At 58.3% G+C, this 23,600-nt stretch carries 21 protein-coding genes and 2 pseudogenes; 12 read left to right on the top strand and 11 right to left on the bottom strand.

Annotated elements, in window-relative coordinates; all coding sequences use genetic code 11:
• Positions 1 to 105: pseudogene (locus CFN46_RS17460) on the top strand (IS5/IS1182 family transposase); the annotation flags it as partial.
• Positions 106 to 111: 6 nt separating this feature from the next.
• Here CFN46_RS17460 and CFN46_RS13775 read toward each other — a convergent pair.
• A pseudogene (locus CFN46_RS13775) lies at positions 112 to 393 on the bottom strand (DoxX family protein); the annotation flags it as partial.
• Positions 394 to 498: 105 nt separating this feature from the next.
• On the opposite strand from CFN46_RS13775, the gene CFN46_RS13770 reads away from it, so the two are divergent.
• Positions 499 to 1,407 carry a LysR substrate-binding domain-containing protein gene (locus tag CFN46_RS13770; protein WP_254918492.1) on the top strand — a complete coding sequence of 303 codons (909 nt, stop codon included), beginning with the start codon at positions 499 to 501 and terminating at the stop codon, positions 1,405 to 1,407.
• Positions 1,408 to 1,421: 14 nt separating this feature from the next.
• On the opposite strand, the gene tdh is transcribed toward CFN46_RS13770, so the two are convergent.
• The 5 genes from tdh to CFN46_RS13745 form a co-directional block, all read right to left on the bottom strand.
• Positions 1,422 to 2,447, bottom strand: a complete 1,026-nt coding sequence (gene tdh / locus CFN46_RS13765) for an L-threonine 3-dehydrogenase (protein WP_088743810.1) — start codon at positions 2,445 to 2,447, stop codon at positions 1,422 to 1,424.
• The gene (locus CFN46_RS13760) at positions 2,444 to 3,670 is read right to left on the bottom strand and encodes a glycine C-acetyltransferase (RefSeq protein ID WP_088743809.1); all 1,227 of its coding nucleotides are present in this window, start codon (positions 3,668 to 3,670) and stop codon (positions 2,444 to 2,446) included. Before CFN46_RS13760 ends, tdh begins: the two co-directional genes overlap by 4 nt.
• Before the next feature lie 109 nt (positions 3,671 to 3,779).
• On the bottom strand, positions 3,780 to 5,267 hold the full coding sequence (locus tag CFN46_RS13755) for a Na+/H+ antiporter NhaC family protein (protein WP_088743808.1): 1,488 nt from the start codon (positions 5,265 to 5,267) through the stop codon (positions 3,780 to 3,782).
• Positions 5,268 to 5,628: 361 nt separating this feature from the next.
• Complete coding sequence (locus CFN46_RS13750; RefSeq protein WP_024952664.1) at positions 5,629 to 7,086, bottom strand: BCCT family transporter; 1,458 nt, start codon at positions 7,084 to 7,086, stop codon at positions 5,629 to 5,631.
• Positions 7,087 to 7,437: 351 nt separating this feature from the next.
• Positions 7,438 to 9,015 (bottom strand): BCCT family transporter, encoded by a 1,578-nt coding sequence (locus CFN46_RS13745; RefSeq protein WP_246116482.1) that lies wholly within the window; start codon positions 9,013 to 9,015, stop codon positions 7,438 to 7,440.
• Between the two features lie 552 nt (positions 9,016 to 9,567).
• Between CFN46_RS13745 and CFN46_RS13740 the strand changes: the two genes are divergently transcribed.
• The 10 genes from CFN46_RS13740 to CFN46_RS13695 all read left to right on the top strand — a co-directional run bounded on the left by CFN46_RS13740 (position 9,568) and on the right by CFN46_RS13695 (position 18,409).
• Positions 9,568 to 10,524, top strand: coding sequence for a GlxA family transcriptional regulator (locus tag CFN46_RS13740; RefSeq protein WP_024952665.1), 957 nt, complete (start codon positions 9,568 to 9,570; stop codon positions 10,522 to 10,524).
• A gap of 244 nt (positions 10,525 to 10,768) precedes the next feature.
• Positions 10,769 to 11,803 carry a YHYH protein gene (locus tag CFN46_RS13735; protein WP_088743806.1) on the top strand — a complete coding sequence of 345 codons (1,035 nt, stop codon included), beginning with the start codon at positions 10,769 to 10,771 and terminating at the stop codon, positions 11,801 to 11,803.
• A 179-nt stretch (positions 11,804 to 11,982) separates the two neighbouring features.
• A complete protein-coding gene (locus tag CFN46_RS13730) occupies positions 11,983 to 12,276 on the top strand; it encodes a hypothetical protein (protein WP_088743805.1) in 294 nt (97 codons plus the stop codon).
• Positions 12,277 to 12,499: 223 nt separating this feature from the next.
• Positions 12,500 to 13,537 carry a YHYH protein gene (locus CFN46_RS13725; RefSeq protein ID WP_088743804.1) on the top strand — a complete coding sequence of 346 codons (1,038 nt, stop codon included), beginning with the start codon at positions 12,500 to 12,502 and terminating at the stop codon, positions 13,535 to 13,537.
• 68 nt (positions 13,538 to 13,605) lie between these two features.
• On the top strand, positions 13,606 to 14,226 hold the full coding sequence (locus CFN46_RS13720) for a HupE/UreJ family protein (RefSeq protein ID WP_088743803.1): 621 nt from the start codon (positions 13,606 to 13,608) through the stop codon (positions 14,224 to 14,226).
• Positions 14,223 to 14,774: a hypothetical protein gene (locus CFN46_RS13715; protein ID WP_088743802.1), complete on the top strand. Its 552-nt coding sequence runs from the start codon at positions 14,223 to 14,225 to the stop codon at positions 14,772 to 14,774. The genes CFN46_RS13720 and CFN46_RS13715 overlap by 4 nt, the downstream gene beginning before the upstream one ends.
• A 183-nt stretch (positions 14,775 to 14,957) precedes the next feature.
• On the top strand, positions 14,958 to 16,037 hold the full coding sequence (locus CFN46_RS13710) for a YHYH protein (protein WP_217897829.1): 1,080 nt from the start codon (positions 14,958 to 14,960) through the stop codon (positions 16,035 to 16,037).
• Positions 16,034 to 16,636: a YbhB/YbcL family Raf kinase inhibitor-like protein gene (locus CFN46_RS13705; protein ID WP_088743801.1), complete on the top strand. Its 603-nt coding sequence runs from the start codon at positions 16,034 to 16,036 to the stop codon at positions 16,634 to 16,636. The genes CFN46_RS13710 and CFN46_RS13705 overlap by 4 nt, the downstream gene beginning before the upstream one ends.
• Positions 16,637 to 16,710: 74 nt before the next feature.
• The gene (locus tag CFN46_RS13700) at positions 16,711 to 17,409 is read left to right on the top strand and encodes a PEBP family protein (RefSeq protein WP_088743800.1); all 699 of its coding nucleotides are present in this window, start codon (positions 16,711 to 16,713) and stop codon (positions 17,407 to 17,409) included.
• Between the two features lie 100 nt (positions 17,410 to 17,509).
• The gene (locus tag CFN46_RS13695; protein WP_088743799.1) at positions 17,510 to 18,409 is read left to right on the top strand and encodes a hypothetical protein; all 900 of its coding nucleotides are present in this window, start codon (positions 17,510 to 17,512) and stop codon (positions 18,407 to 18,409) included.
• Between the two features lie 168 nt (positions 18,410 to 18,577).
• On the opposite strand, the gene CFN46_RS13690 is transcribed toward CFN46_RS13695, so the two are convergent.
• From CFN46_RS13690 to CFN46_RS13670, 5 genes are all read right to left on the bottom strand, one after another.
• Positions 18,578 to 19,498 carry an alpha/beta hydrolase fold domain-containing protein gene (locus CFN46_RS13690; protein WP_217897828.1) on the bottom strand — a complete coding sequence of 307 codons (921 nt, stop codon included), beginning with the start codon at positions 19,496 to 19,498 and terminating at the stop codon, positions 18,578 to 18,580.
• A gap of 98 nt (positions 19,499 to 19,596) precedes the next feature.
• On the bottom strand, positions 19,597 to 20,064 hold the full coding sequence (locus CFN46_RS13685) for a thioesterase family protein (RefSeq protein WP_088743798.1): 468 nt from the start codon (positions 20,062 to 20,064) through the stop codon (positions 19,597 to 19,599).
• Positions 20,064 to 21,017, bottom strand: a complete 954-nt coding sequence (locus CFN46_RS13680; protein WP_088743797.1) for an L-carnitine dehydrogenase — start codon at positions 21,015 to 21,017, stop codon at positions 20,064 to 20,066. Before CFN46_RS13680 ends, CFN46_RS13685 begins: the two co-directional genes overlap by 1 nt.
• On the bottom strand, positions 21,014 to 21,949 hold the full coding sequence (locus CFN46_RS13675) for a 3-keto-5-aminohexanoate cleavage protein (protein ID WP_088743796.1): 936 nt from the start codon (positions 21,947 to 21,949) through the stop codon (positions 21,014 to 21,016). Before CFN46_RS13675 ends, CFN46_RS13680 begins: the two co-directional genes overlap by 4 nt.
• Positions 21,950 to 22,241: 292 nt before the next feature.
• Complete coding sequence (locus CFN46_RS13670) at positions 22,242 to 23,300, bottom strand: polysaccharide lyase family 7 protein (RefSeq protein WP_088743795.1); 1,059 nt, start codon at positions 23,298 to 23,300, stop codon at positions 22,242 to 22,244.
• Positions 23,301 to 23,600 lie beyond the last annotated feature (300 nt).

Raw genomic sequence — 23,600 nt, 5'->3', positions numbered from 1 at the left:
CGTATTGCGACGCGATATGAGAAGTTGGCCCGTAGCTTTTATGCGATGGTATGCGTAGCTTGCATACGCCGCTGTCTACGAGCCGACTTTTCGTACAGAACCTAGTACCGCGGCAGCAGGCCGGGTCAGCAGGCCGATCAGAATGGCCAGTCCGCCGAAGAATTCACCACTGCCGGACAACAGTGCCATCAGGTAGCCGGGCTCGATACCCATGGAGGCCATCCACTGCCCAGTGCCTTCCAGGCCATAACCGCCGAAAGCGCCGAACAGCTTTTGCGCACCGTGCGCCATGAAGATGATGCCGGTGGGCACGCGCAGTATCAGGCTGGCGACGTTGTCATCAGCACTCAGCAGACGAGAAAGCGTGGACTTGAATAGGGAAGGTGTGGACATGATGTTCTCCATTGAGTGAGTTATCTTGATCAATGGATGTACTATAACGACTGACATAATGAAAAAATAACGGAGGTTTTTGACCTAAAAGGTCAAATTTTTTGAATGATGACATCACCCATCACTTTGGATGCACTGCGCGTACTGGATGCCATTGATCGGCGCGGCAGTTTTGCCTCTGCTGCCGAGTCGCTGTATCGCGTACCGTCGACGGTGTCATACACCGTGCAGAAGCTCGAGGAAGAAATGGGCGTGCCGTTGTTTGATCGCTCTCGACGTCGCGCAGCACTGACCGATGCCGGGCGTCTGGTGCTCGAGCATGGCCGCCGAATCCTGTTGGCGACCGATGAGATGACGGCCTTGGCACGCCAGTCTGGTGCTGGTTGGGAGGTCGAATTGCGCATCTGTGTCGATACCATTCTCGAGCCGGATGCCCTCTATCCGTTGCTGGAAGCGTTTCAGTCCATCCAGCCGCGGACGCGGGTCGTGTTGAGCGAGGAGGTGATGGGCGGGGCGTGGGACGCGTTGCATGACAATCGCTGTGATCTGGTGATCGGCGCGCCGGGGGAGGCGCCGGTCTCAGGGTTGGCAAGCCAGCAATTGGGTGAGGTGTCGCTGGTCTTTGCCGTCGCCCGTGGTCACCCGTTGACAGGTATGCCGCAGCCGCTGTCTGCCGAAGTCTTGCGCGATTACCCGACGGTAGTAGTGGCTGACAGCTCACGCAGCTTGCCCAGTCTCTCATCGGGTTTGCTGGATGGGCGTAGTCAGATCATCGTACCGACCATCGCTCAGAAGATCGAGATTCAGCACAAGGGACTGGGAGTGGGCTATCTGCCGTTGCATCGCGTGCAGCGTCAGATCGCGGCGGGGAGCCTGGAGATACTGGCCCTGGAGGTGGATAGGGCTCCCGTCACGCTTTCCATTGCCTGGCGCAGTGGTCGCCAGGGCAAGGCGCTCAAATGGTTCATTGAGCGCCTCTGTGCGCCGGACATGGGCACGGCATTTGGTCTATAAAAGGGGAGGAGTGACTAGCCCCAATCGAGCACGACCTTGCCTGATTGCCCCGAGCCCATGATCTCGAAGCCCTGTTCGAAGTCGTCGATGGGTAGGCGATGGGTAATAATGGGCGATAGATCCAGCCCCGATTGGATCAAACTGGCCATCTTGTACCAGGTCTCGAACATCTCACGGCCATAGATGCCCTTGATGGTCAGACCCTTGAAGATGACCTTGGTCCAGTCGATGGCCATCTCACCGGGCGGGATGCCCAGCATGGCAATCTTGCCACCATGATTGATGACATCCAGCATCTGGCCCACGGCTGACGGCACGCCGGACATCTCAAGCACGACATCAAAGCCTTCGTGCATGTGCAGTTCCGCCATCACATCCTTCAGCGATTCGCGGCTGACATTCACGGTGCGGGTCGCGCCCATCTTCTTGGCCAGTGCCAGCCGGTAGTCGTTCACATCCGTGATCACCACATGGCGGGCCCCGATGTGCCTCACCACTGCTGCTGCCATGATGCCAATGGGTCCAGCGCCGGTGATCAATACATCTTCGCCAACCACATCGAAGGCCAGTGCCGTATGCACGGCATTGCCAAAGGGATCAAAGATGGCGGCCAAGTCATCACTGATCTCATCCGGCAGCTTGAATAGGTTGTAGGCGGGCAGGGCGAGATATTCGGCAAAGGCACCGGGGCGGTTGACGCCGACGCCCTCGGTATTGCGACACAGATGGCGACGCCCCGCGCGGCAGTTACGGCAATGTCCGCAGGTGATGTGCCCTTCGCCGGAGACGCGATCGCCAATCTCGAAACCGCGAACTTCACTGCCCAGTGCGACGATTTCGCCTGCGTACTCATGTCCGGTCACCATCGGCACTGGCACGGTGTTCTGTGACCACTCATCCCACTGGAATATGTGCATGTCAGTGCCGCAGATGGCGGTCTTGCGGATCTTGATCAGCGCATCGTTATGGCCGATTTCCGGCATCGCCGTATCGGTCATCCAGATGCCCGGCTCTGGTCTTAGCTTGGCTAGCGCCTTCATGAACGTTCTCCCGGTGACGTGTTGATCACGCCCAGCTCGCGGCCGATACGCGTGAAGGCAGCAATCGCGATATCAATCTGCTCTGGTGTATGTGCAGCAGAAATCTGGGTGCGAATCCGAGCCTGCCCCTTGGGGACGACGGGATAAGAGAAACCGATTACGTAGATACCAACGTCCAACAGGCGATTGGCGAACTCCCCCGCAAGGCGAGCATCGCCCAGCATCACGGGAATGATGGCGTGACTCGCTCCGGCGAGGGTAAAGCCGGCAGCCTGCATGCCACTGCGGAAGCGTTCGACGTTGTCCCACAGCATTTGGCGCGACTCGCCATTGTCCTCAATCTTGTCCAGCGCCTTGAGGGTCGCTGCGACAATCGGCGGTGCCAACGAATTGGAGAACAGGTAAGGGCGTGAGCGCTGACGCAGCCACTCGACAATCGGCCCGCGTGCCGCTGTTACACCACCTGAGGCACCGCCCAGCGCTTTGCCGAAGGTGGTGGTGATGATGTCCACCTTATCCATCACGTCATGATATTCGTGGCTACCACGCCCGTTGGCACCGACAAAGCCGGTGGCGTGAGAGTCATCCACCATCACCAGCGCGTTATAGCGCTCTGCCAGTTCACAGATGCCCTTGAGATTGGCGATCACACCATCCATCGAGAAAACGCCATCTGTCGCGATCAACGTGAAACGGGCACCTGCGGCGGCCGCTTCCTTGAGACGCGCTTCAAGCTCGGCCATATCGTTATTGGCGTAGCGATAGCGCTTCGCTTTGCATAGGCGAACGCCATCGATGATTGAGGCGTGGTTGAGGGCATCCGAGATGATGGCATCTTCAGGGCCGAACAGCGTCTCGAACAAGCCACCATTGGCATCAAAGCACGAGGAGTACAGGATGGCATCGTCCATGCCCAGGAAGTTCGCAAGGCGTTTTTCCAGCACGCGATGTTCCCGGTGGGTGCCGCAGATGAAGCGTACCGATGCCATGCCGAAGCCATCGCGGTCCAGCGCCTGATGTGCTGCTGAGACCAACTCAGGATCATCAGCCAGGCCCAGATAGTTGTTGGCGCAGAAGTTGATGACCTCATCCCCTTCTTGTCCGCTGGCGACCCGAATGCTGGCTCGTTGGGGCGAGGTAAGCTCGCGCTCCTGCTTGTAGAGACCTTCTTCGTGTAGCTCGGTTATCTGGCGGTTGAGATGCTCATTGAAACTGGCTGGCATAGGGCGCTCCTGTGTGGGGACTGTCATCAACGGCCATCAATGAGTGTGATGGCCGTTGATGACAGTGTGCTGGCTTTCAGAATAGTCGGAGGGGGTCGAGAATGAGATGTTATTGCGCGGGGCGCTCCTTGACCTCATTGCCGTCGTCATCCTCGAAGGTTAGCCCCCAGCCAGTGATAGCGGCCAGCAACATGATGATGACCAGGAACCAGCCCTGGAAGACAAACGGGAAGACCGCTGTCGGGGCCACGGCGGGTAGCCAATCGTAGGTGCTTTGCATTGATTGGATCGTTGACCAGCCCAGTAGTACAGGCGCCCCCCACGGAAAGATGTAGCCCAGCGCAGAGGTCACCGCGTCCAGCATGTTGGCACGACGATAGCGGTGGATGCGATAACGGGTGCCCAGCTCACGCACGAAGGGCGCGGCAGCGATTTCAGCAGCGGTATTGATGGTGATGGCACTATTAAGCAGTGCAACGATGCCCCAGATAGCTAGCTCGGCACGGCGAATGGAGTTCTTAATCCAGCGCATCAGCAGGCGGGTGACATGATCCATGGTGCCGCCGAGGGTCATCAGATGCGCAGCACCGACGATCAGCAGAATCAGGATGCCCATGTTGACATAGCCTTCCACGCCGCGGACCAGCGCGCCGGTCATCACGCCATCAGCATTGGCATCGAAGGCAATGATCTGTGAGAACTCTCCGGTCCCTGCGATCAACATGACAGGAATGGCCGTCAGAATGCCCCAGGTCAACGAGGTCAGCAGGTGCTGGCCGCGTAGCGCCAGTATCAGCACCAATGCGAAGGGAATCAGCATCACCAGCCCCAGCGGATTGGTAGCCTGTTGCATTGCCTGAACGGCGGAAGGATCGGCGACACCGCTTTGATCGCCACTGCCGAAGATCACGAATAACGCCATCGCTGGCACGGCAGCCATGATGGAATACTTGAAGCGACTTCTGACCACTCCTGGCACGTCGGCACCCTGCGTCGTGGCAGAGACAATGGTGGTATCTGATACTGGTGCCAGATTATCGCCGAAGATCGCGCCGGACAGGATGGCAGCAAATAGAAACGTCGGATCACTACCGACCACGATTCCTGCCGGATACATCAGGGTGCAGAAGGCTACGGTGGTGCCGTAACCCGTGCCGACTGCTGTCGAGAAGATGGCAGCAAGCAGGAAGGTCAGCCCGACGAACCAGCCACCAGTCATGTCTGAAATACTGCCCAGCCATACCAGGCCCTCGACTAGTCCACCGACCTGCAACACCTGAGCGAACATGCCAGCATAGAACCAGGCGACGATAGCAACGACGCCGATGGGTTGGGTCAAACCGTCAAACAGGCCATTGGCATAGTCTTCCCAACGGCTGGTGCAGAAGAACAGCCCAAGCGTCAGGCCGAACAGTGCTCCCATCACTAGCCCGATTTCTGAGGACAAGCCCAATATGCTCGTAGCGATTGCCCACACCACAAAGAAGACCAGTGGAATGGCAGCCCCCCAAGCGCCGAGCCGGAAGGTGAGAGTAGGCTGCTTAGTGTGGGTCGCGGAAGTGCTGTGCCCGGTGTCACTGCTTGCAGAGTGAGGCATGGAAGTTACCTGTACGCGTCATTGTGATTATTGGATAGCGATGGGTGGCAGGCGACTGCATGAGTGTGGCGCAACCTTTGAACAAGCCTGGGACATGGCATTATTTCAGCAAAGGCATGTCAGTTTCTGTCGATAAGCCAGCGTTAAGCACTGCATGAATGCTCGCCTGTCAGTGAGATCAGCCTATCAGTTGATGCTGATGGACTGTCAATTCACCGAAAGTGAAATAGAGGTCGGTAGAGGAGAGAGTGAACATAAAGGTGTCTCGCAAACGTGACACGGCCCTGCGCTCATATGAGGGCAGGGCCGTGGAGGAGTCGCTGCATTCCGACTCACTGTCGATGGTCACTCACCTACGATATTACTGATTCGTGATGATCGCGGTGCTAGCACGTTCACGCCGTACGCGAACCACGAAGGCGATGACGAGTGCGAAGATACCGAAGGCAACGGGTATCGCGGCGACTGAAATCAGGCTCAGCAGGGTCTTGTAGACATCACCGCCCAGCCAGTTGACCACGATGGCCAATGCCGCCATGGCGATGATCCAGAAGGCGCGTGAGCGATTGACGGTCAGCATCTCGCACACCAGGCCTGCGGAATCCGCGCTGGTGATGAAGAACAGCAGGATGTTGAGTGTCAGCACCACGGACAGGATGCCGCTGGTATCGATGGTGTCGATCAGCTTGAAGACATCCTCGGCACCGATGCTGAGGCTGCCGAGACCGAACACCACGAACCACAGGCACGAGAAGAGTGTCGGTACCAGCATCACGCCCAGCACCATGCCGCGTAGCGTGCGGCCTTTCGAGATACGCGCAATGAATACGCCGGTGAAGATGAACCAGCCGTACCAGGCGGCTTCGAAGGCGTATAGCCAGTCAGCCAGCCATGCTTTGCGTTCCGGGTCACCCAAGCCAATATCAGTCGCCATGGCGGGATATTTGAGCAGGTATTCCGGGACTAGCCGCACGAAGGTCGAGAAGATATCGCCCGGTACCGTGAGCACAAGTACGCCGACCATCAGTGTGATGGCGAACAGGGTGTTGTAGTTGCTCAGCCATTTGATGCCGCGTTTGAGGCCGGAGGCGGAAGAGATGATGGCGCAGGCAGCCAGCACACAGATGATCAGCGTCGGGCTGAATTCGATCCCGAGGAGCTTCTGAAGGCCCTGCTGAATCGGGATAGTGGCGTAGGTAAACGACAGTGACAGGCCAATGACGGTCGAGACGACCAGACTAATCAGATTGAGCTTGCTCCAGATGCCATTACCCAGCAGCTCCTCGGCCGGCTTGGCCATCTTCATGTTGTACATGGCGTGCGCAAACAGTGCGCCAATCGCTAGATAGCCCGCCCATGCCAGTAGCCCCCAGTGATTGAAGGCGTTGAGCAATGCCATGTCAGTGCTCAGGCCCGCATCAGTGTGGTACTTCGGTTCCAGCACGCCCCAGGTCAACAGGCCAATGCCCATACCGGTAGCGAATAGCATGCCCATCCAGCTCAAGGTATGAAATTCCGGTGGGCCTTCTCCAAAGCGCAGCTTGCCAAGCGGCGTAAAGCAGACCACTACCATCAGCAATGACACGGCAAAGGCTGGCCAGGTGAAGATAAAGCCCAAGTTGCCGATGACTGAGGTCTTGATGAGATTCAGGCTATCGAGAAAGCCAGTGGGGAAGATGGCAGCGGTGACGATAAGCAGTGCAACAACCGCTACCGTGGCGACGGACGTCAGGTATTTATCCGCCGCAGGCGCTGAATCACCAAGGCCGCAGGCCGGTCCTTCTGGAGAGGGGGATTGCTCGGATGAGGATGTGGTCATTGTTGCGCTAGTCCTGATGTTGTCGTTGTTATGGTCGGAGAAAGAAGCGAGCGAGAACGTGACGTGAGAGGGGGCAGCGAATGATCGATGGTGAACTCCTGAGGGTGGCTATGACGCTTTCAGACTATCCTGACTCTCTTGAGTATTTTGAGTGTGGGCGACGCTTAGTTGTCATCAAGCGACGACTACGCCCAAAGGATAATACGTACAGCAGCCTCGCGACGGCGGTATGCATCGCTTTATGAACACAGAGGGGGGGCAAAAACGACAATACCCGCTGAGGCGGTAAGCCCCGAGCGGGTATTGGTGACATTTACTACTCCAATGCGGCAGCACGGAGAGCGATCAGCGTCAGCTGGTTTCGACTTGTGTCTTTGCCTTGCGTCCCTTGCCCAGCACATTGCTGGTCTCCTGGAAGAGCGCGACTATCATGCCCAGTGTCATGGCAAGAATCACGACGCTGACCGGCAGTGCCGCGATCATCAGTACCGTCTGCAAGGCTTTGAGCCCACCGGCCATCAAGAGCACTGCGGCGACCAGACCAATGCAGACACCCCAGAATATACGGTGACGTGCCAGCGGCTCTTCATCACCCATCGAAAGGATTGTGGTCACGACGAGTGTGCTGGAATCTGAACTGGTCACGAACCAGCTGATCAGCAGGAAGATCAGCAACGAGGAGAGAATGGTGCCCAGGATGTCGTTACCCGCCAATGTATCAGCCGTCGCAAACAGCGCTTCCGGTAGATTCCAGTCACGAATCATGCCCATCAACTCACCGGTACCAGGGCCCATGGCAGCGTTTAGCTCCTGATGCAGCGCAGTCCCGCCGAACAGTGCCTGCCAGAGGAAGATGATCAACGGCGGAGCAAACAGCACCCCCAGAATAAACTCGCGCAAGGTACGGCCCTTGGAAATACGCGCGATGAACAGGCCAATGAACGGGGCCCATGCGAGCCACCATGCCCAGTAGAAGATGGTCCAGGCGTCTTGCCATTCGCGTTCACCCGGTGTGCTGGCGACCCACAGGCCCATCGGTACGACGTCGCGTACATAGGCGACGAGTGTCTCGCCGAACAGGCTGATCAGCCACAATGTCGGGCCACCGATCAGGAAGCTACCCACGACAATGACGGAGACACCGACATTGAGCTCGGAAATGATCCGGATACCGTATTTGACGCCGGACACCGCAGACGCGATGGAGATCGCGCAGATGGCGGCAATCAACGCCACCTGAGTTGGCAAGCCAGGGTCTATTCCGGTCAGTCGATTCAGGCCCACGGCAATCTGACTGACGCCTAGCCCGAGCGAGGTCGCAATACCAAATACGCAGCCTAATACGCCGAGAATATCGACCGTGTGGCCAATCGGGCCATAGATACGATCACCAATCAGCGGATACAGCGCAGAACGCAGTGCCAGAGGCAGGTTACGACGGTAGGCGAAGTAGGCCAGCGACATGCCGACCACCACGTAAACAGCCCAACCATGCAGCCCCCAGTGGAAGAAGGCGAGCTTCAGTGCCTCAACTGCACGCGCATGATTCATCGCTGTCACGCCGTCCAGATCAGCATGCGGGTTGTTCGGGTAGCCGAAGGCGCCGGAATCATCGAAGTAGAACAGCGGCTCCGCGACCCCGAAGAACAAGATGCCAATCCCTACACCCGCGGACAGCAGCATCGAGATCCAGGTGAAACGGGAAAACTCGGGGCGGCTTTCAGGTGTCCCCAAGCGCAGCTTGCCCCACGGCGATACCACGAGTACGAGGCAGAAGCCGATCAATCCTACGATGGTAATCAGGTAATAAGTGCCGAAGGTCGTTTCGATCCACAGGCGGGCTGCGCCAAAGAGTGTCGAGGAGATATCCGGCGCGAAGCCTGTCGCCAACACAAAGACCAATAGCAGGCCTGCAGAGGTGAGGGTCATGCCTTTATGCATTCCCTTGAGCCAGCCGGATTGTTCGACTTGAATGCGAGGGTGGGAAGGGGGCTCATAAGGAGCGGGCTCAGAATGCGACATGGGGTCAGGTTGTGGTGGTGTCACGCAATAACTCCTGTTTGAGCGAATCACTCGTCTCTTATTGTTGTCGTTTTGGAAACGTTGTGAAATAAGTAGCGCTTATGGAAAAGAACGGTAAGGTGCTAACCTCCTTAAAGTATTACATTATATTATGAATATAATTGTTTTCTATGGCTATGGGTTCTAGAGAATCGCTGTCATATTCCAAGCGCTATTCATTTTCGCGTGATGCTTCTGTAGAAAGTGTGACGGGGTATTCATCGTCAGCCTAGAAAACAAGGAAAGAGATATTTTTCTTTAGGCGACTTTTTATTGTCTTTATACGACATTTATCGTGTGCAAGAGAACGATCGCGTGCTATTACGCCCGATATGCTCCCAATAAGTCAGCGTGCTGACTCGCCACGCTGAGCGATATCGACAGTGAACTTTTTTTACTCATCAGGGAGGCACAGGCGTCATGCGTCTCGATTATTCCGGTCCCTTGCCCGAAACCATCGGTTTTTTACTGTTACCGCGTTTCTCGATGATGGCGTTTTTTGCCGCGGTAGAACCGCTGCGTATTGCCAATCGCATCAGCGGCCAAGCGCTATTTCGCTGGTTATTGATCAGTGAGGATGGTCAGCCGGTCACGTCATCCAGTGGAATGACGCTGGTAGCAGACCACAGTATTCTGGATATTCGCTCGCTGCCGTCGTTGGCGGTATGCAGTGGATTCGAGCCAGAAGCGCACCTAAATCGTGCACTGAGTGGCTGGTTGAATCGCCTGGATGGCGCAGGTTGCGTGCTCGGTGGGTTGGATACCGGCTGTTTCCTGCTGGCCGCAGCAAGTTTGTTGGATGGCGAACGCGTCACCTTGCATTGGGAGAGTCTGCCGGCCTTTCGTGAGCGCTTTCCGACCATCAGCACATCAGACGAGCTGTTTGAGCTGGGGGCGCGGCGTTTCTCGTGTGCTGGCGGAGCCGCTGCGATGGACATGGCGCTGGATGTGATCGCTCGCCGTCATGGTACGGCGCTGGCGGTGGATGTCTCGGAGCAATTGGTGCACGACCGCATGCGCACCCGCACCGATCAGCAGCGCATGACATTGGCCAGGCGGCTTGGCACTCACAAGCGTCAGCTCGTCGATGCGGTAGCACTGATGGAGCAGCATCTGGATACGCCATTGACGCTGGAGGAGCTGGCGCGCCGTTGCCGAGTCTCGCTGCGCCAATTGCAGCGCCTGTTCGAGCAGGAACTGGCCACTTCGCCGCGCGCCTGGTATTTACGCCTGCGCCTCGAACGCGCTCGCCATCTACTCAAGGAGACTGATCTGGACATATTGTCGGTGGGTCTTTCGAGTGGTTTTACCTCAAGCTCCAGTTTCTCGCGTGCTTATCGCAACCACTTCGGTCACTCGCCGCGTCAGGAGCGCTGACGTCTGCTATATCCCGACGTCTTGGCTCTCGAACTCTGGCTCCTTGCATTCATCGTATCGCCCCCCGTAATCCTCTTGCGCGAATGCTTGATGAGTCATTGGCACCGAAAGGCAAGATGGCATTGATTGTGCAACATGCCGGGGCGAGCCACGCTCGGCTCGTCAGGTCATTACACTTGGTGCAGACATACGCTGCTCAAGCAGTGATGTCACAAGGGAATTCAATACCGAGGTAGTGAGAATCATGAAGCGAGCGTTCAATACCACGTTAGGCATTGGAGTGGTGGGCATGTTGATGCCGACCCTCGGTTTGGCACATGGGCCAGTGAGCACCTCAGACCGACTGGCACAGATCCAGACGATGTTTGATTCTGACAGCATCGTGGAAGGACCCAAGGTGGTGGACTGCACTCTGTCTGGCGGTACCGAGGCGCAATGCTTCAGCATCACGCTCAAGAATTCGCTGACTCAGCACGAGATGGGCCCCTGGTGCCCGGGCAATATCGCCGATGATGCCGAGAAGGGCGGCATCTGGGTGCGTGATGGCGTGCAGTATGATGTCGATGGCGCCTTCGTCGAGAATCTCGCCACCTTCTACGACGACCCCAAGTGGCAGTTGTTTGACAAGGACTCGGGCAAGATCAAGGTGACCGACACCCAGAAGTCCTGTGCTGGTGCTGCGGTGGTAGATGTTGATGAGCAATACAACAACTACTGCGTAGAGTGCAGCACCGAGTACATGGACGAGGCCGTCGAGACGACCTATGTCCTGCCGCTGGTGCCGGTGCCGGCAGAAGATACTCTTGAAGTGGACCCGCACATGGGGCGTGGCATCGCCTTCAATGGCGTCAAGTTCGATGCCGCGGCGCCGCAGGATGTGATTCTCGCTGCGCATACCATTGCGCCGTTCGATGACTGTGGTGGCCACGTGAATCTGCATGTTGGCTATCACTATCACGGTGCCAATGGATGCAGCCCCAAGGAAGAGATGACCAAGGCTGATGCACCGATGATCGGCTTTGCAATGGACGGCTATCCTATCCTGGCCAAGCTGACCGGCGATGTAGCGAAGGAAGAGGGTCTTGATGCCTGTAGTGGTCATGTCTCGGAAGGTATCGGTTACCACTATCACGGCAACAGTGCTGACAAGAATGAGATCCTTGGCTGCTTCCACGGTGAGACAGGCTGTTCGCTGGATTCACCGGATGCTGTCTGTACCGCCAATGATCGTCCGGCCGGCCCGCCGCCGGGAGAAGAGAACGCTGAACAGGCAGAATGATCGTCGTTCAGTCTGTCGTGCGTGTGATGCCTGAGACTGCCTGATGGTACGCGCCTCATCTCGCTATTTTGCTACTGTTTTCTGACACATTACTTGCACAGTCAGGCAGCACACTTTGGTTATCAAAACGTTGTTCAGCAACGGTTTATTCATCAATACATCTTCACAAGGAATGCACGATGACGCGCACTCATCTGTCGGCCAATACGCAGAAAAGCGTACGCACCGGCGCAATGCTTCTGATGACGGCAGTACTGATGACAGTGAGTGGCATGAGTGCTGCTCAACAACCGCCGAGTGGCAAGCCGCCTCAGGAAGCCTTCGATGCCTGTGCCTCCAAGCAGGCAGGAGATCAGTGCCAGATGACACTGCCGGACTCCGACAAGTTGCTGCCAGGCCAATGCATGGCGCCACCGGAAGGTGGCAAGGCTGCCTGTCTGCCAGATAACGCCCCACAAGGCGGCAAGCGCTGATCATTCGTGCCATCACTGCTGACGCGCCCGTCCCGCACGCCAGTAGTGACTCTGATATTCCTGTTTTGCTGTTGCTGCATGATGAACGTGCTCATTGTCGGGGCTTGCGATAGCACACGTTCGGTAATGAGCCCGCTCGTCCCCCATGTTCCCTTTACGCCTGTCATCCTGATGATGTCCTCATTGATCAGGATGACAGGCGTTTTTTTTTCAGGAGTTCTCCATGAAGCTCGCTGCTCAAGGTCGTCTCTCTCCGCGATTTATCATGAGGTTGCTACCAGCCTCTTTGCTATTGGCGAGTGCTGCGCATGCCGAAGTCGTGCCGGAGCAATTCTCTGAAGCTGCGCTGGTCAAGGCGCCTGAGACGGTGAGTTGTACTCTCGAGAATGGCACCAAGACCCAATGCACCAAAATCGTGGTCAAGCACAAGCCGGACGACCTCAAGATCGGCCCTTTCTGTCCTCCTGCACTTGATGATGAAGGCGGTATCTGGGATTGGGATGGCTCCAACCCAGGACTGTATCGTCTGGATCGCAGTTTCTTTGAAATGCTCGATACCCTCGGCTTCCATTTCCATGATGAGGACGAAAGACTCCACATCATGACAGACCTGAGCAAGAAACCGGTCGAGGCCAACAACTGCCTCAACGTGTCGCCGGATGAGAGTGTCGAGATGACGATCCTGTTGCCACTGGAGCCAGTGGAAGCAGAAGAGCCGATCTCGTTGGGTACCGTGGCCAAGGTGGGTCTGGCGCTGGACGGTGTGCCCATCTTCGCGGATGCACCTTCGGTGCTGGATACCGGTAATCTGCCGGCACTGGATACCTGCGGTGGCCATGTCGATCCGGGTGGCTGGTATCACTGGCATGCCACTGCCACGGATATCGACTCGATCTACTCTGAAGAAGGCGTGGATGCACATTGCCAACTTCCCCAGAGCCATAGCGCTCAGTTCGCCTATGCCTTCGATGGCTATGCGATGTTTGGTACCCAGGACCCCAGTGGCAAGACGCCAACGGACCTTGATTCCTGCAACGGTCATTTCGGGCCGACCCAGCGTCATCCCGAAGGCGAGTATCACTATCACGCCACCTCAGAATTCCCCAATCTGCCCAAGTGTCTGACGGGGGTCGTGGCCAAGGACAATTTCGTCACCAATGCCAAGATGGGCATTGGTTCGCCGCATAAATCAGGGCAAGGGCCTGGCCCAGGGCAGGAGGGGCCGGGCCAGAAGAGAGCAGATCAGAAAGAGCGCGAGTAGGCCCACGGCAATCATGTCCAGAGCTTAAGAATGAACCCTTTTTAGTGACCTCGACGGACCGCCACATCATGACGCTTCCCCAATGTTTACGGCCAAGCGCTGCCCGTACTTGCGCGCTCAGCATGGCTTTCTTGTTGCTGATATTTTCACGCATGGCCGAGGCTCATGTGGATACGGATAGCGTCGGCGGCTTTGCCGCGGGCTTTCTGCACCCCCTCACGGGCCTGGATCACTTTACCGCCATGGCAGCCGTGGGGCTGTGGGGGGTGATTCTGGGGCGTCCTGCTTCCTGGCTGTTGCCGGTGGTATTCCCGATGATCATGGCGCTGGGTAGTGTGGTGGGCATCGTGGGGGTGGCATTGCCCGGGATCGAGATCGGCATTGCCTTGTCGGCATTGGTGCTCGGGGGCTTCATCGCGGGGCGCGTGCGCCTGCCGCTGTGGATGGCCTGTGCGGTGATCTCCGTCTTTGCCGTCTGTCATGGCTACGCCCATGGGGCGGAGTTGCCCCTGGCGTCTGATCCCTTTGCCTTTGCGATGGGCTTCATGCTGGCCACCGGCAGTCTGCATGCCGCGGGTATCGGCGTTGGCATCATGGCGGAGCGTTTCCGTCAGGGCATGTTGCTGCGCGGATTGGGAATTCTGACGGCACTGCTGGGTGTCTACTTCCTGGTCGAGGCATTGTCATGATGTGGCCGGAACAGTGGATGATCGGCGTTCGCGCCGTCTGTGGCAGCCCGGTGATTTTGTATCTCATCGTCACGGCGGGTCTTGTCGGAGTCGCCAGTCAGGACACGCTCTCCTGGAAGGCGGGCGGGCGAATTCTGCTGCGGCTCATCAATGGCCTGCTGCTCGGGATCACCCTGTCACTCTTTGCGCCACAGACGCTGGTAATGGCCGTGATGGGACTGGCCATGCTGGTGTCGTTGTTCGTCGCGATTCACGTACCGCTGCGCCATGCCTTCGGTCAGGGCATCTTCCAGCGGGTGCCGGCGCTGCTGGCCGGGCTGGTGGTGGCACTGCTGTTTCTGGGTCATGAGGTGGCCTCGACGCCCTTTGCCATCCTTCTCGGTGTCATGATGACGGTGATGTGGGGTGTCCTGCTTTGCTGGGCGATATTCGCGTTGATCGGTCGCCTTCTGCCTCGTGCGGCCTTCGTGATCGCGCAGCGAGTGCTGGGCGCCTGGATGGTCGCGATCGGTGCCATGTCACTGACCTTCATCGTGATGCAGTGGTAGCCGTCCCGGCATGACGAGAAGCGCCCGGAGTCCATGTCCCTGTCGGCCTTCCTCCGTCCGCGTCTGGCTGGCTGACACCTCAGGCCACCCGGCCATGCGCGAATGCCTCATGAATTCATCGTCCGACACAAAGGAAAGCTCATGTGCCCACATTCCCTCACGTCTCGGGGACGACCCCGTATCGTGAAGCCCTTCGTGGTACTGACGGTGGCGTCCGTTCTCATGGTGCCAGTGTTCTTCCATGTCGCGCAGTCAGTCGCCAATGATCAACCCTCGCTCGCGAAGGCTCAGTCCGGCTCAGAGAAGTCCACGTCGGAGGCAGCGGCACAGCGTACGGGCAGGTCCGCCGCCGAGGCGCATTGCGCCGCCGTGAAGGCTTCCGTGCAAGATGCCGGCTTCGCCGACTCGGTGTCTGTCACCTGCCAGGACGGCAAGGCGCTGATCACCTCGGATACCTACCCGGACCACGAGATGATGACCGGAATCGTGGGCACCAATGAGCAGGTGCCAGTGCCCGCCAGTCACTACACATCGCCCGTCATGCTCGAACCCACGCTGGGAGACACCCCCCAGACGCGAGACGCGGCCTTGGGCGTCGCCGTCAATGGTGTGCCCATCTACGACTATACCGGGGGCGGGGAGATGTCCCGGGGGGATCTTTCCGTCTATCAGGCCAGCAACGATACCCTGGCGACGCAGCAGCTGGATGCCTGTGGCGGGCACGCCGGCCGAGGCGATGATTACCACTATCATGTCAAACCCGTCTGCATGATGGACAAGATGAAGAATGCCGGTGACAACCCCATCATTGGCTGGGCTTTCGATGGTTACCCCATCTATGGCGATGACAACCCGGATGGCTCCCATATCGCGATGGATGTGCTGGATGTCTGCAACGGACAGCCTGACGACACCTTCGGGTATCGCTATCACACCTCCGAACAGGCGCCGTATATCATTCAGTGTCTGATGGGCGAGGTGCCCGACGCGAAGGACCTGCCGCGAGTAGCACCGCTGAATGTCGGGAGCGACTCTACAGAGGCCAACAGCCGTGGGCGGCCTGCCGGCACTCCGCCGCAAGGGGGCGTGGAAGACCTCGTCTTTACCCAGCAGGCAGACGGCAAGCGCAGCATGGATTACACCTATCACGGTGAAGCCTATTACATTCGCTATACGCCCACCGATACGCCCAATTGCTATGACTTCGAGACGCGTACCGTGACGGATGGTGGCGACGTCAAGACCGGGGAGTACTGCCGATGATTCGGGCATGGTCGCGTGCTCTGCGAACGTCGCTCGCCTCCGGGACGGCCGTCGCACTGTGTGTCTCGGCCCTGGCCGGGCCCCTGGCCACACCTGCGCTGGCACAAGGCGACTTCACGCTCACCAGCCCTGCCTTCAATGATGATGGCTGGTTGCCGGATGACCTGAAATGCACTCGTGACGGCGGCGATGGCGTCACGCCGCCGCTGACATGGGGTGATGTGCCTGACGGCACACAGAGCCTCGCCCTCATCATGCACCACTATCCCAAAGGCACCGTCGAAGGTCGTGATGCTCCCAGCCAGTATTGGCTGCTGTGGAATCTTCCGGCAGATACCCGGGCACTGCCGCGCGGCAATCCGGTATCGCTGGGGGATGAGGGCGCCGACAAGGACAAGAAGCGTATCGGGTATACGCCACCCTGTTCACCTCCCGGCCCTGAGGGCTCATATCACGAATACACGATCATGCTGTATGCCTTGAAGGCACCGCTGGATGCGTTGCCGGATCATGACGACATGAGCGTGAACTGGGACACGATGACCGAGGCACTGCAGGGCAAGGTGCTGGATTCCTCCTCCATCACTTTCCGTAACTGATCAGATGATGGACGCAAGACACCCCCTGCAAGCCAAGAAGCGCGATCGCCATTCACCACGAAAGGAATTTTTCCATGCGTACATTGCTGACCGCCGCCCTCATTCTGGCTGCCGCGCCTGCCTTTGCCGACTCACATGCCAAGGATGAGCATGCGGCCAAGCCCAAGGCCGGCCCCCAGAGCGGTACCAGACTCAAGGCCGAGATCTGGGTCGATAACTGGTTCGAGATGTACGTCAATGGCGAGAAGGCAATGGAAGATAGCGTGCCGATCACCACTGAGCGCTCCTTCAATTCAGAAACCGCCATCATCGAGACGCAATTCCCGGTGACGATTGCCATCAAGGCCAAGGACTTCAAGGAAAATGACACAGGCCTTGAGTACATCGGCACGGACCGCCAGCAGATGGGCGATGGTGGCATGATTGCCCAGTTCCGTGATGCCAGAACAGGTGAGATTATCGGGGTCACCAACCGCGACATGCATTGCCTGGTGGTGCAACACGCGCCTGTCGAGGCTTCCTGTGCTGATGAGAGCGACCCACAAGCAGGCGAGGGCGCCTGTGACTTCGAGGAAACCACGGTGGACGGTGACTGGACGGCCCCGGACTTCGATGACAGCGCCTGGCCGGCTGCCATCGAGCATCAGTACAGCGATGTCAGCCCGAAGGACGGCTACGACGATATCGACTGGGATGACAGTGCCAGGTTCGTGTGGGGGCAAAGCCTCAAGCAGGACAACACTCTATTGTGCCGCATGACCCTCGACGGCTGAGAAGACGCGTGAAAGGCTTGAGCGCCATGACATTGCATTGTGCCCGTTCCTCCCCCATCCCTGAGGGAGGGGCAGGGAGATCTCAAGGAATGGAGCACTTATGCAGTTCATGAAGAATGCCAAGGAACTGGCGCGCAATCCGCTCGGCATCATCGCGCTGTTCATCTCGTTGATCTACGGCTTCGCGAGCCTGTTGCTGAATTCATCCGCTGACAAGCTGACAGAGGTCGAGCGTTGGCCGCTGATCGCCTTCATCGTCATCTTCCCGCTATTGGTGCTGGGCGTTTTCTATCGTCTTGTCACCCATCATCACGGCAAACTCTATGCGCCTGGCGATTACCACAAGGACCGCTCCTTCATGCGTACCCTGTCGCCCAGCGAACAAGAGGCGCGTCTGACCGCTGAGGTGCGGGACTCACTGGGCGAGGAGGATGGCGATGAGAGGAAGGCAGGGGCTGCCCAGATCCCCGTGGATGATGCCGACGTGGCGCAACTGCTCCACGACGACAGTGACGATACGCCGCTGACGTCACCCGCCGGTGGGGCGGTGATATCGCATGAGATGTCGCGGGAGAAGATGACGCGAGAGCATCGCCATGAGCTGCGCGCATTGAAGACCGCACTGGTAGGACAGATCGTCCGCGAGTCTGCGGCAGAGCCGTCCGGCGAGGTACGTCATGATGTCCAGGTAGGGGCTACGCGGGCATGCTTCGATGCGGTGTTTGCCGGCAAGGCCTCCACGAATACCTTCGTGGATGTCAGAGTGCTCAAGCATCACGCCAGGGCCGAGCGTATTCTCGACAGCATTCTCTATGAGGCTCTCATCGCACAGCGGGCGTTGGAGGATGATTTTCGTCTGGTGGTCGTGGTCGTGATCTACGGCGACGCGGACCTGCGTGAGCGACTACAGTCCCGCTGGCAGCCGCGGGTCTCACACTGCCCGGCGGATGTCGAACTGCGTGTCCTTCGACGCGATGACGTGCGCTGTGAGGCAGCGTGATGTGCTGAGGCGTGATCCACCGTAGCCATGAGAATGTCTCGTCCAGACACGGCAGATGAGGGTGCACCTCGGGCCGGCCAGTGCTTGAGGTGGATCACGATGAAAAGAGGCCCGTACCGATGCCATCGGTACGGGCCTCTTTTCATGGCACGACCGCCCGGGGCGGCATCATGCCTCGTCAAGACGGCGCGTCAAGGCGTCACAGAAATCACGCCAGGCGATGCCCATCTCAGGCAATTCATGATGGGCGTGCAGGGCGGCGTGGACCATCCCCGTCGCGCAGTGATAGCCGACTTCCGCCCCCTGGGCTTTCCAGGTGGCGACGGCCGCCTCCAGCGGCGCCGTGAGAGGGTCATGTTCGACCGAGAGCACTTCGATGACCTGCGCCGGTGCCTGCCATGAATGGGGTGGCGTCATGGCGTAACTGTGCGAGGGGTCACCCTCGGCCACCAGCTGCCACATGGCGACGATTTCTTCACGGCTGAGCAATGGCGCCGTCGGCCCCAGTGTGGTCAGGTCATCCGCGGCAATGTGCAGGGTCGGGTCGAGTGGCGGATAGATGAGGCCCAGCACATAGGGGGATTGTGTCTCGTGATGCAGGCGTGAGACATCCATGACCAGGCGACCGCCAGCACTGTCGCCGACGACTGCGACAGGGGTCAGTTCACGCACGGCAACCTCACAGTCCATCAGCGCCTGTTGATAGGACGCTTCGGGCAACAGCCGGTAATCCACGCTGATGACCTCACGATTGAGCCGTGACGCCAGGCTTGAGGCCACGCCCTGATGGCTATCCAGCGAACCGACCTGCCAGCTGCCACCGTGCAGATAGACGACACAGCCGTCCTTGCGTGGCGCCTCAAGCGTCGGGCGGAAGCGCCGCAGAGCAATGACGTGGCCATCATCGGAATGCAGTGTCTCGTCGCTTGGCGTGACGCCGTCTGCGAGTGGTGCGGCCAGGCGCGCGTAGAGGGCTTCGCACTGAGGCCGGCTCTCGGCGACTGACAGGCCTGCCAATTCGGCCATGCCGTCGGCGAAGGCGTCGATGAACGCCTGGCAACGCAGCGGTGAAGATGTCTCGTGTGTCATGGTCTCTGGCCCGAAAGGAAAAATGTCATGCATACGATAACACCCCGCCAGAAACTGACGGGGTGTCGGTCTATCCCTTGGCGATGTCGGTGCGCCTGTCAGGCCGTCTTGCGACGGATACCGATACGCCGGCCGGCCGCCTTGGGCCACTCATCTGCGCTGGCTGGCTGAGGCAGGGCGGCAATGCGTTCAGCGACCTCATCAGGGCAGGGCGCAGGACGCCCGCCACTGATGCTCATGGCCATCAACATCTGCTCACTGGTGGCAATCTCGCCGCCGTCGGCATCCGTCAGGGTGAACAGCACGTGCTGGCGCTTGGGGTCGTGATCCAGCAGTAGCACATCGACCTTGAGCGGCTGGCCTTCATGCGCTTCCGCCAGATAGCACAGGTGCGTCTCCAGGGTGTAGATGGTCAGGTCGTGTTCGCGACGACCCTCGGCATCCAGGCCCACGTGCTCCATCAGCGCCTCGACTGCCATCGAGAAGGCACGCGCGTATTCGGCATCATTCATGTGGCCGTTATAGTCGACCCATGCGTGAGGCACGGTGATGTCGAGCAGTGCCATCAGATACGGCCCTCAAGACCTTCGGCTTCCGGCCAATACTTGCGCGTCAGCGTCAGCATCTCAACCAGGAAGTCATCACGACGACGGTCAAGTTCTGCCACCGTACGACCTGCGGCCTGGAATTCACAGCCTTCCACGACCTTGTCGATCAGCTCATCGGTCAGTTCCGGCGCTTCGAGTTTGGTCCACGGAAGTTTCAATGCCGGGCCGAACTGTTCGAGCATGTGACGCATGCCCGGCTCGCCGCCGGCGAGGTGGAAGGTCAGGAAGGTGCCCATCAGCGACCAGCGCAGACCACAGCCATAGACGACAGCCGCGTCGATCTCTTCGGTGGTGGCGACGCCATCGTTGACCAGGTGCAGGGCTTCACGCCACAGCGCTTCCATCAGACGATCCGCGATGTGACCTTCGATCTCGCGACGCACGATCAGCGGACGCATGGCCAGTGCTTGATAGTCTTCGCGGGCGCCTTCCAGCAGTGCCGGAGAGGTATGCTCGCCACCGACCAGCTCGACCAGCGGCAGCAGATAGACCGGGTTGAAGGGGTGGGCGACGATGACGCGGCCCGGCGCCTTCTTGCAATCCTGCTGCAGATCGGTCGGCTTGAAGCCGGAGGTGGAAGAGCCGATCACCACGTGCTCTTCTGCCGCGGCATCGATGGCGCTGAGGATTTCCTGCTTGAGCGGCAGACGCTCCGGCACGTTTTCCTGGATCAGATCAGCACCGACGATGGCTTCCTCGAGGGTCGCGGCGAAGCGCAGACGATCGACGGAGGCACCTTCCGCCAGGCCATCCTTTTCCAGTGCATGCCAGGCATTCTCGACGAAGGCGCGAGTGCGGGCTTCGGCGTCTGGCGCCGGGTCAAAGGCGACCACGTCCCAGCCATTGGCCAGCGCGCGGGAGATCCAACCATTGCCGATGACACCGGTACCGATGACGGATAACTGGCTCATGCAACACCTCCAGCGGTTTCGCGTGCCACGACATCGCCGGCGGTCTTGCCGGTAGACGGATCACGCAGCTTGAGGAAGACGCGCGTCTCGGCCGGCGTCATGACGCTGGAGCCGAGGTTCTCGATGATGCCAGCCGACTTCTCGACCAGCTGCGCATTGGTCGCCATTACGCCCTTGGACAGATAGAGGTTGTCTTCCAGACCGACGCGAGCGTGACCGCCCAGCAGCACGGCCTGTGCGACCATCGGCATCTGCATGCGGCCGATACCGAAGGCTGCCCAGTTGGAGTTGGTTGGCAGCTTGTTCTTCATGGTCATCATGGTTTCGGTGTCAGCTTCAGCGCCCCACGGAATACCCAGGCACAGCTGGAACAGCAGGTCATCGTCGAGCAGGCCTTCTTCCTGCAACTGACGCGCGAACCAGACGTGACCGAGATCGAAGCACTCAAGCTCCGGCTTCACGCCAGCGGCCTGTACCAGACGAGCGTGCTCACGCAGCCAGTCCGCTGTGTTGATGTAGACCATGTCGCCGAAGTTCAGGCTGCCGCAGTCCAGAGTGCACAATTCCGGTAGCAGTTCGCCGACCGGCGCATGACGCTCGGCAGGTGTCTGCATGTCGGTGCCCGGGCCACCGCGAGTCGGATCGGTTGCATCCGGAATCCAGTCGCCGCCGCCGCCAGCAGTGATGTTCATGACGATGTCGGTATCGGCTGCACGCACACGGTCCATGACTTCACGGAAGTGCTCGGTGGAGTGGCTGATGCCGCCAGTCTCCGGGTCACGCACGTGGATGTGAGCCACGCTGGCACCGGCCTTGGCCGCCGCGATGCAGTCATCGGCAATTTGCTTCGGAGTCACCGGCACATTCGGGTTCTTGCTGGCGGTATCTCCCGCGCCAGTGATGGCGCATGTCAGGATAGTCTTGCGATTCATGGACGGACCTCATAACTCATGAAAAAGGGATACAGAGAGCTCAGGCTGCTGAGGTGCTAGAGCGTCTGCATCGCGATTGACCCCAGTGTCGTGAAGTTGCGTGCGATTGGATGAGCAAAAAGCGCCGTTTATTTAACTTTTTGCGCCAACATTCGTAAGAAGCGGCGAGGGGTAGTCCAGATAACAAAACACCCGAACCGCAGCAGAGATGTCTGCTGATGATTCGGGTGTTTCGGGCATGGCATGCAAACACTCAAGCGCAATCGCGCTTCACCTGAAAACGGTGTTTACCTTACTGCGTCTTGCCGCTATCCAGCTGAGTGAACACCACCTTGGCATAGTCACCGTTGGCTTCATCCGTTTTCCATTCGCCCGTGCCTTCGCAGGCGTTGGAAGAGGGTTTGGTATTGCACTGGTTGTAAGACCCCGCCTTGAAGTACATCCAATCACCGGCATAACCGGCCGGCAGATCATCGCTATCCACCTTGCCATTGGCATCGACATTATCGGCCAGGTTGATCTCGAAATCGCGGGTAGGATGGCCCTCAGCATTGAAGGTCAGATGCATGATGTCGCCCTTGACCTCAACCTTGTAGCTGAAGGTGTCTCCCAGTGCGATACCTTCCTCGCCAGGATCAGTCGACTCATTCCAGTCGTGTCCCCATACCGCGTAGCTGACGTCGGTTCGCTTGGGATCTTCCTTGGCAAGATTCTTCTCATAGTTCCAGAAGACGGAGCCTGTCTCCTGATCCGGGAGTTTCTTGTAAAAGATCTTGAGGGGCTCGTTACCATGACCGAAGCCCTCATTCTCCTCCATGACACTCTCGTCCTTGCCAGCATGAATCTGCCCGACAACGACAGAAAATGCTGATTTTCTCTCAGGCTTCTTCGAGCGTTCCGCAACGTGGTCTACGCGCAGCGTCGCTTCAAGATAGCCACCGACCTGTGCAAATTTGTCGGCATTCTTGTGGGACTCGAGCGCAAAGTTGTTCTTCGGATCGTGGGTGCCAATCTTGGTATTGGTTCCCCGCAACATCTGACGGAGCTCCGTGCGGGAATTACTGGAATTAGGTGTCGTGAACGCCTTGTTGGGTGTCACGAATACCAGATGGTCTTCATCGTCGAGATAGAAATAATCCTGATGACGATAGGACTGAAGATCAGACACCGTGATTTCATCCACCTTGCCGTCACCATCGCCATCCATCGGCAACGTCAGCTTCCAGGTATCCAGGTTGAAGGCGTCTGCTGGCGGGGCATCATTGGCAAATGCAGGAGAAGCAATGGCACTTGCGCCTGCCGCGATGATAAGGGCATTGAGAATAGGGTGGCGTACCCGATTATTATGCATGGCATCCTGCCTTTTTTGTGCTTATGGGAAGTGTTTCTGTTGAAGCATTCGAAGGCTAGAGGGTGAGCGTTTCAACTGTCAAGATTTTATTTAAAGTTAATGAAATGTGATTTCATTGCTATTTATTTAAATAAAAACAAAGACTTGATGGGATTATTGCAGTATGCCAGCTCTACAGTGATCACTCATGATTGACTGCGATGACGCTCGCTATGTCGTTGATTGCCTGAGAAATAATGCGGCCAATGTGCTGGCGAAAAATGCTGCAGGTTATCCATTGGTCATAGCAGAGGGCAGTAG

Source organism: Cobetia sp. QF-1 (assembly GCF_002213105.1).
GTDB lineage: Bacteria > Pseudomonadota > Gammaproteobacteria > Pseudomonadales > Halomonadaceae > Cobetia > Cobetia crustatorum.
The sequence above is the reverse complement of the archived record's forward strand: the minus strand, read 5'-3'. Positions and strand labels throughout refer to the sequence as shown.

Coding starts and splice junctions, on each gene's coding strand:
- CFN46_RS13730 (WP_088743805.1), top strand. CDS start 11,983: ATGACGCGCACTCATCTGTCGGCCAATACGCAGAAAAGCGTACGCACC.
- CFN46_RS13760 (WP_088743809.1), bottom strand. CDS start 3,670: ATGCCAGCCAGTTTCAATGAGCATCTCAACCGCCAGATAACCGAGCTA.
- CFN46_RS13670 (WP_088743795.1), bottom strand. CDS start 23,300: ATGCATAATAATCGGGTACGCCACCCTATTCTCAATGCCCTTATCATC.
- tdh (WP_088743810.1), bottom strand. CDS start 2,447: ATGAAGGCGCTAGCCAAGCTAAGACCAGAGCCGGGCATCTGGATGACC.
- CFN46_RS13715 (WP_088743802.1), top strand. CDS start 14,223: ATGATGTGGCCGGAACAGTGGATGATCGGCGTTCGCGCCGTCTGTGGC.
- CFN46_RS13685 (WP_088743798.1), bottom strand. CDS start 20,064: ATGGCACTGCTCGACATCACCGTGCCTCACGCATGGGTCGACTATAAC.
- CFN46_RS13680 (WP_088743797.1), bottom strand. CDS start 21,017: ATGAGCCAGTTATCCGTCATCGGTACCGGTGTCATCGGCAATGGTTGG.
- CFN46_RS13675 (WP_088743796.1), bottom strand. CDS start 21,949: ATGAATCGCAAGACTATCCTGACATGCGCCATCACTGGCGCGGGAGAT.
- CFN46_RS13735 (WP_088743806.1), top strand. CDS start 10,769: ATGAAGCGAGCGTTCAATACCACGTTAGGCATTGGAGTGGTGGGCATG.
- CFN46_RS13745 (WP_246116482.1), bottom strand. CDS start 9,015: ATGACCCTCACCTCTGCAGGCCTGCTATTGGTCTTTGTGTTGGCGACA.
- CFN46_RS13770 (WP_254918492.1), top strand. CDS start 499: ATGATGACATCACCCATCACTTTGGATGCACTGCGCGTACTGGATGCC.
- CFN46_RS13720 (WP_088743803.1), top strand. CDS start 13,606: ATGACGCTTCCCCAATGTTTACGGCCAAGCGCTGCCCGTACTTGCGCG.
- CFN46_RS13695 (WP_088743799.1), top strand. CDS start 17,510: ATGCAGTTCATGAAGAATGCCAAGGAACTGGCGCGCAATCCGCTCGGC.
- CFN46_RS13725 (WP_088743804.1), top strand. CDS start 12,500: ATGAAGCTCGCTGCTCAAGGTCGTCTCTCTCCGCGATTTATCATGAGG.
- CFN46_RS13690 (WP_217897828.1), bottom strand. CDS start 19,498: ATGACACACGAGACATCTTCACCGCTGCGTTGCCAGGCGTTCATCGAC.
- CFN46_RS13740 (WP_024952665.1), top strand. CDS start 9,568: ATGCGTCTCGATTATTCCGGTCCCTTGCCCGAAACCATCGGTTTTTTA.
- CFN46_RS13750 (WP_024952664.1), bottom strand. CDS start 7,086: ATGACCACATCCTCATCCGAGCAATCCCCCTCTCCAGAAGGACCGGCC.
- CFN46_RS13700 (WP_088743800.1), top strand. CDS start 16,711: ATGCGTACATTGCTGACCGCCGCCCTCATTCTGGCTGCCGCGCCTGCC.
- CFN46_RS13755 (WP_088743808.1), bottom strand. CDS start 5,267: ATGCCTCACTCTGCAAGCAGTGACACCGGGCACAGCACTTCCGCGACC.
- CFN46_RS13705 (WP_088743801.1), top strand. CDS start 16,034: ATGATTCGGGCATGGTCGCGTGCTCTGCGAACGTCGCTCGCCTCCGGG.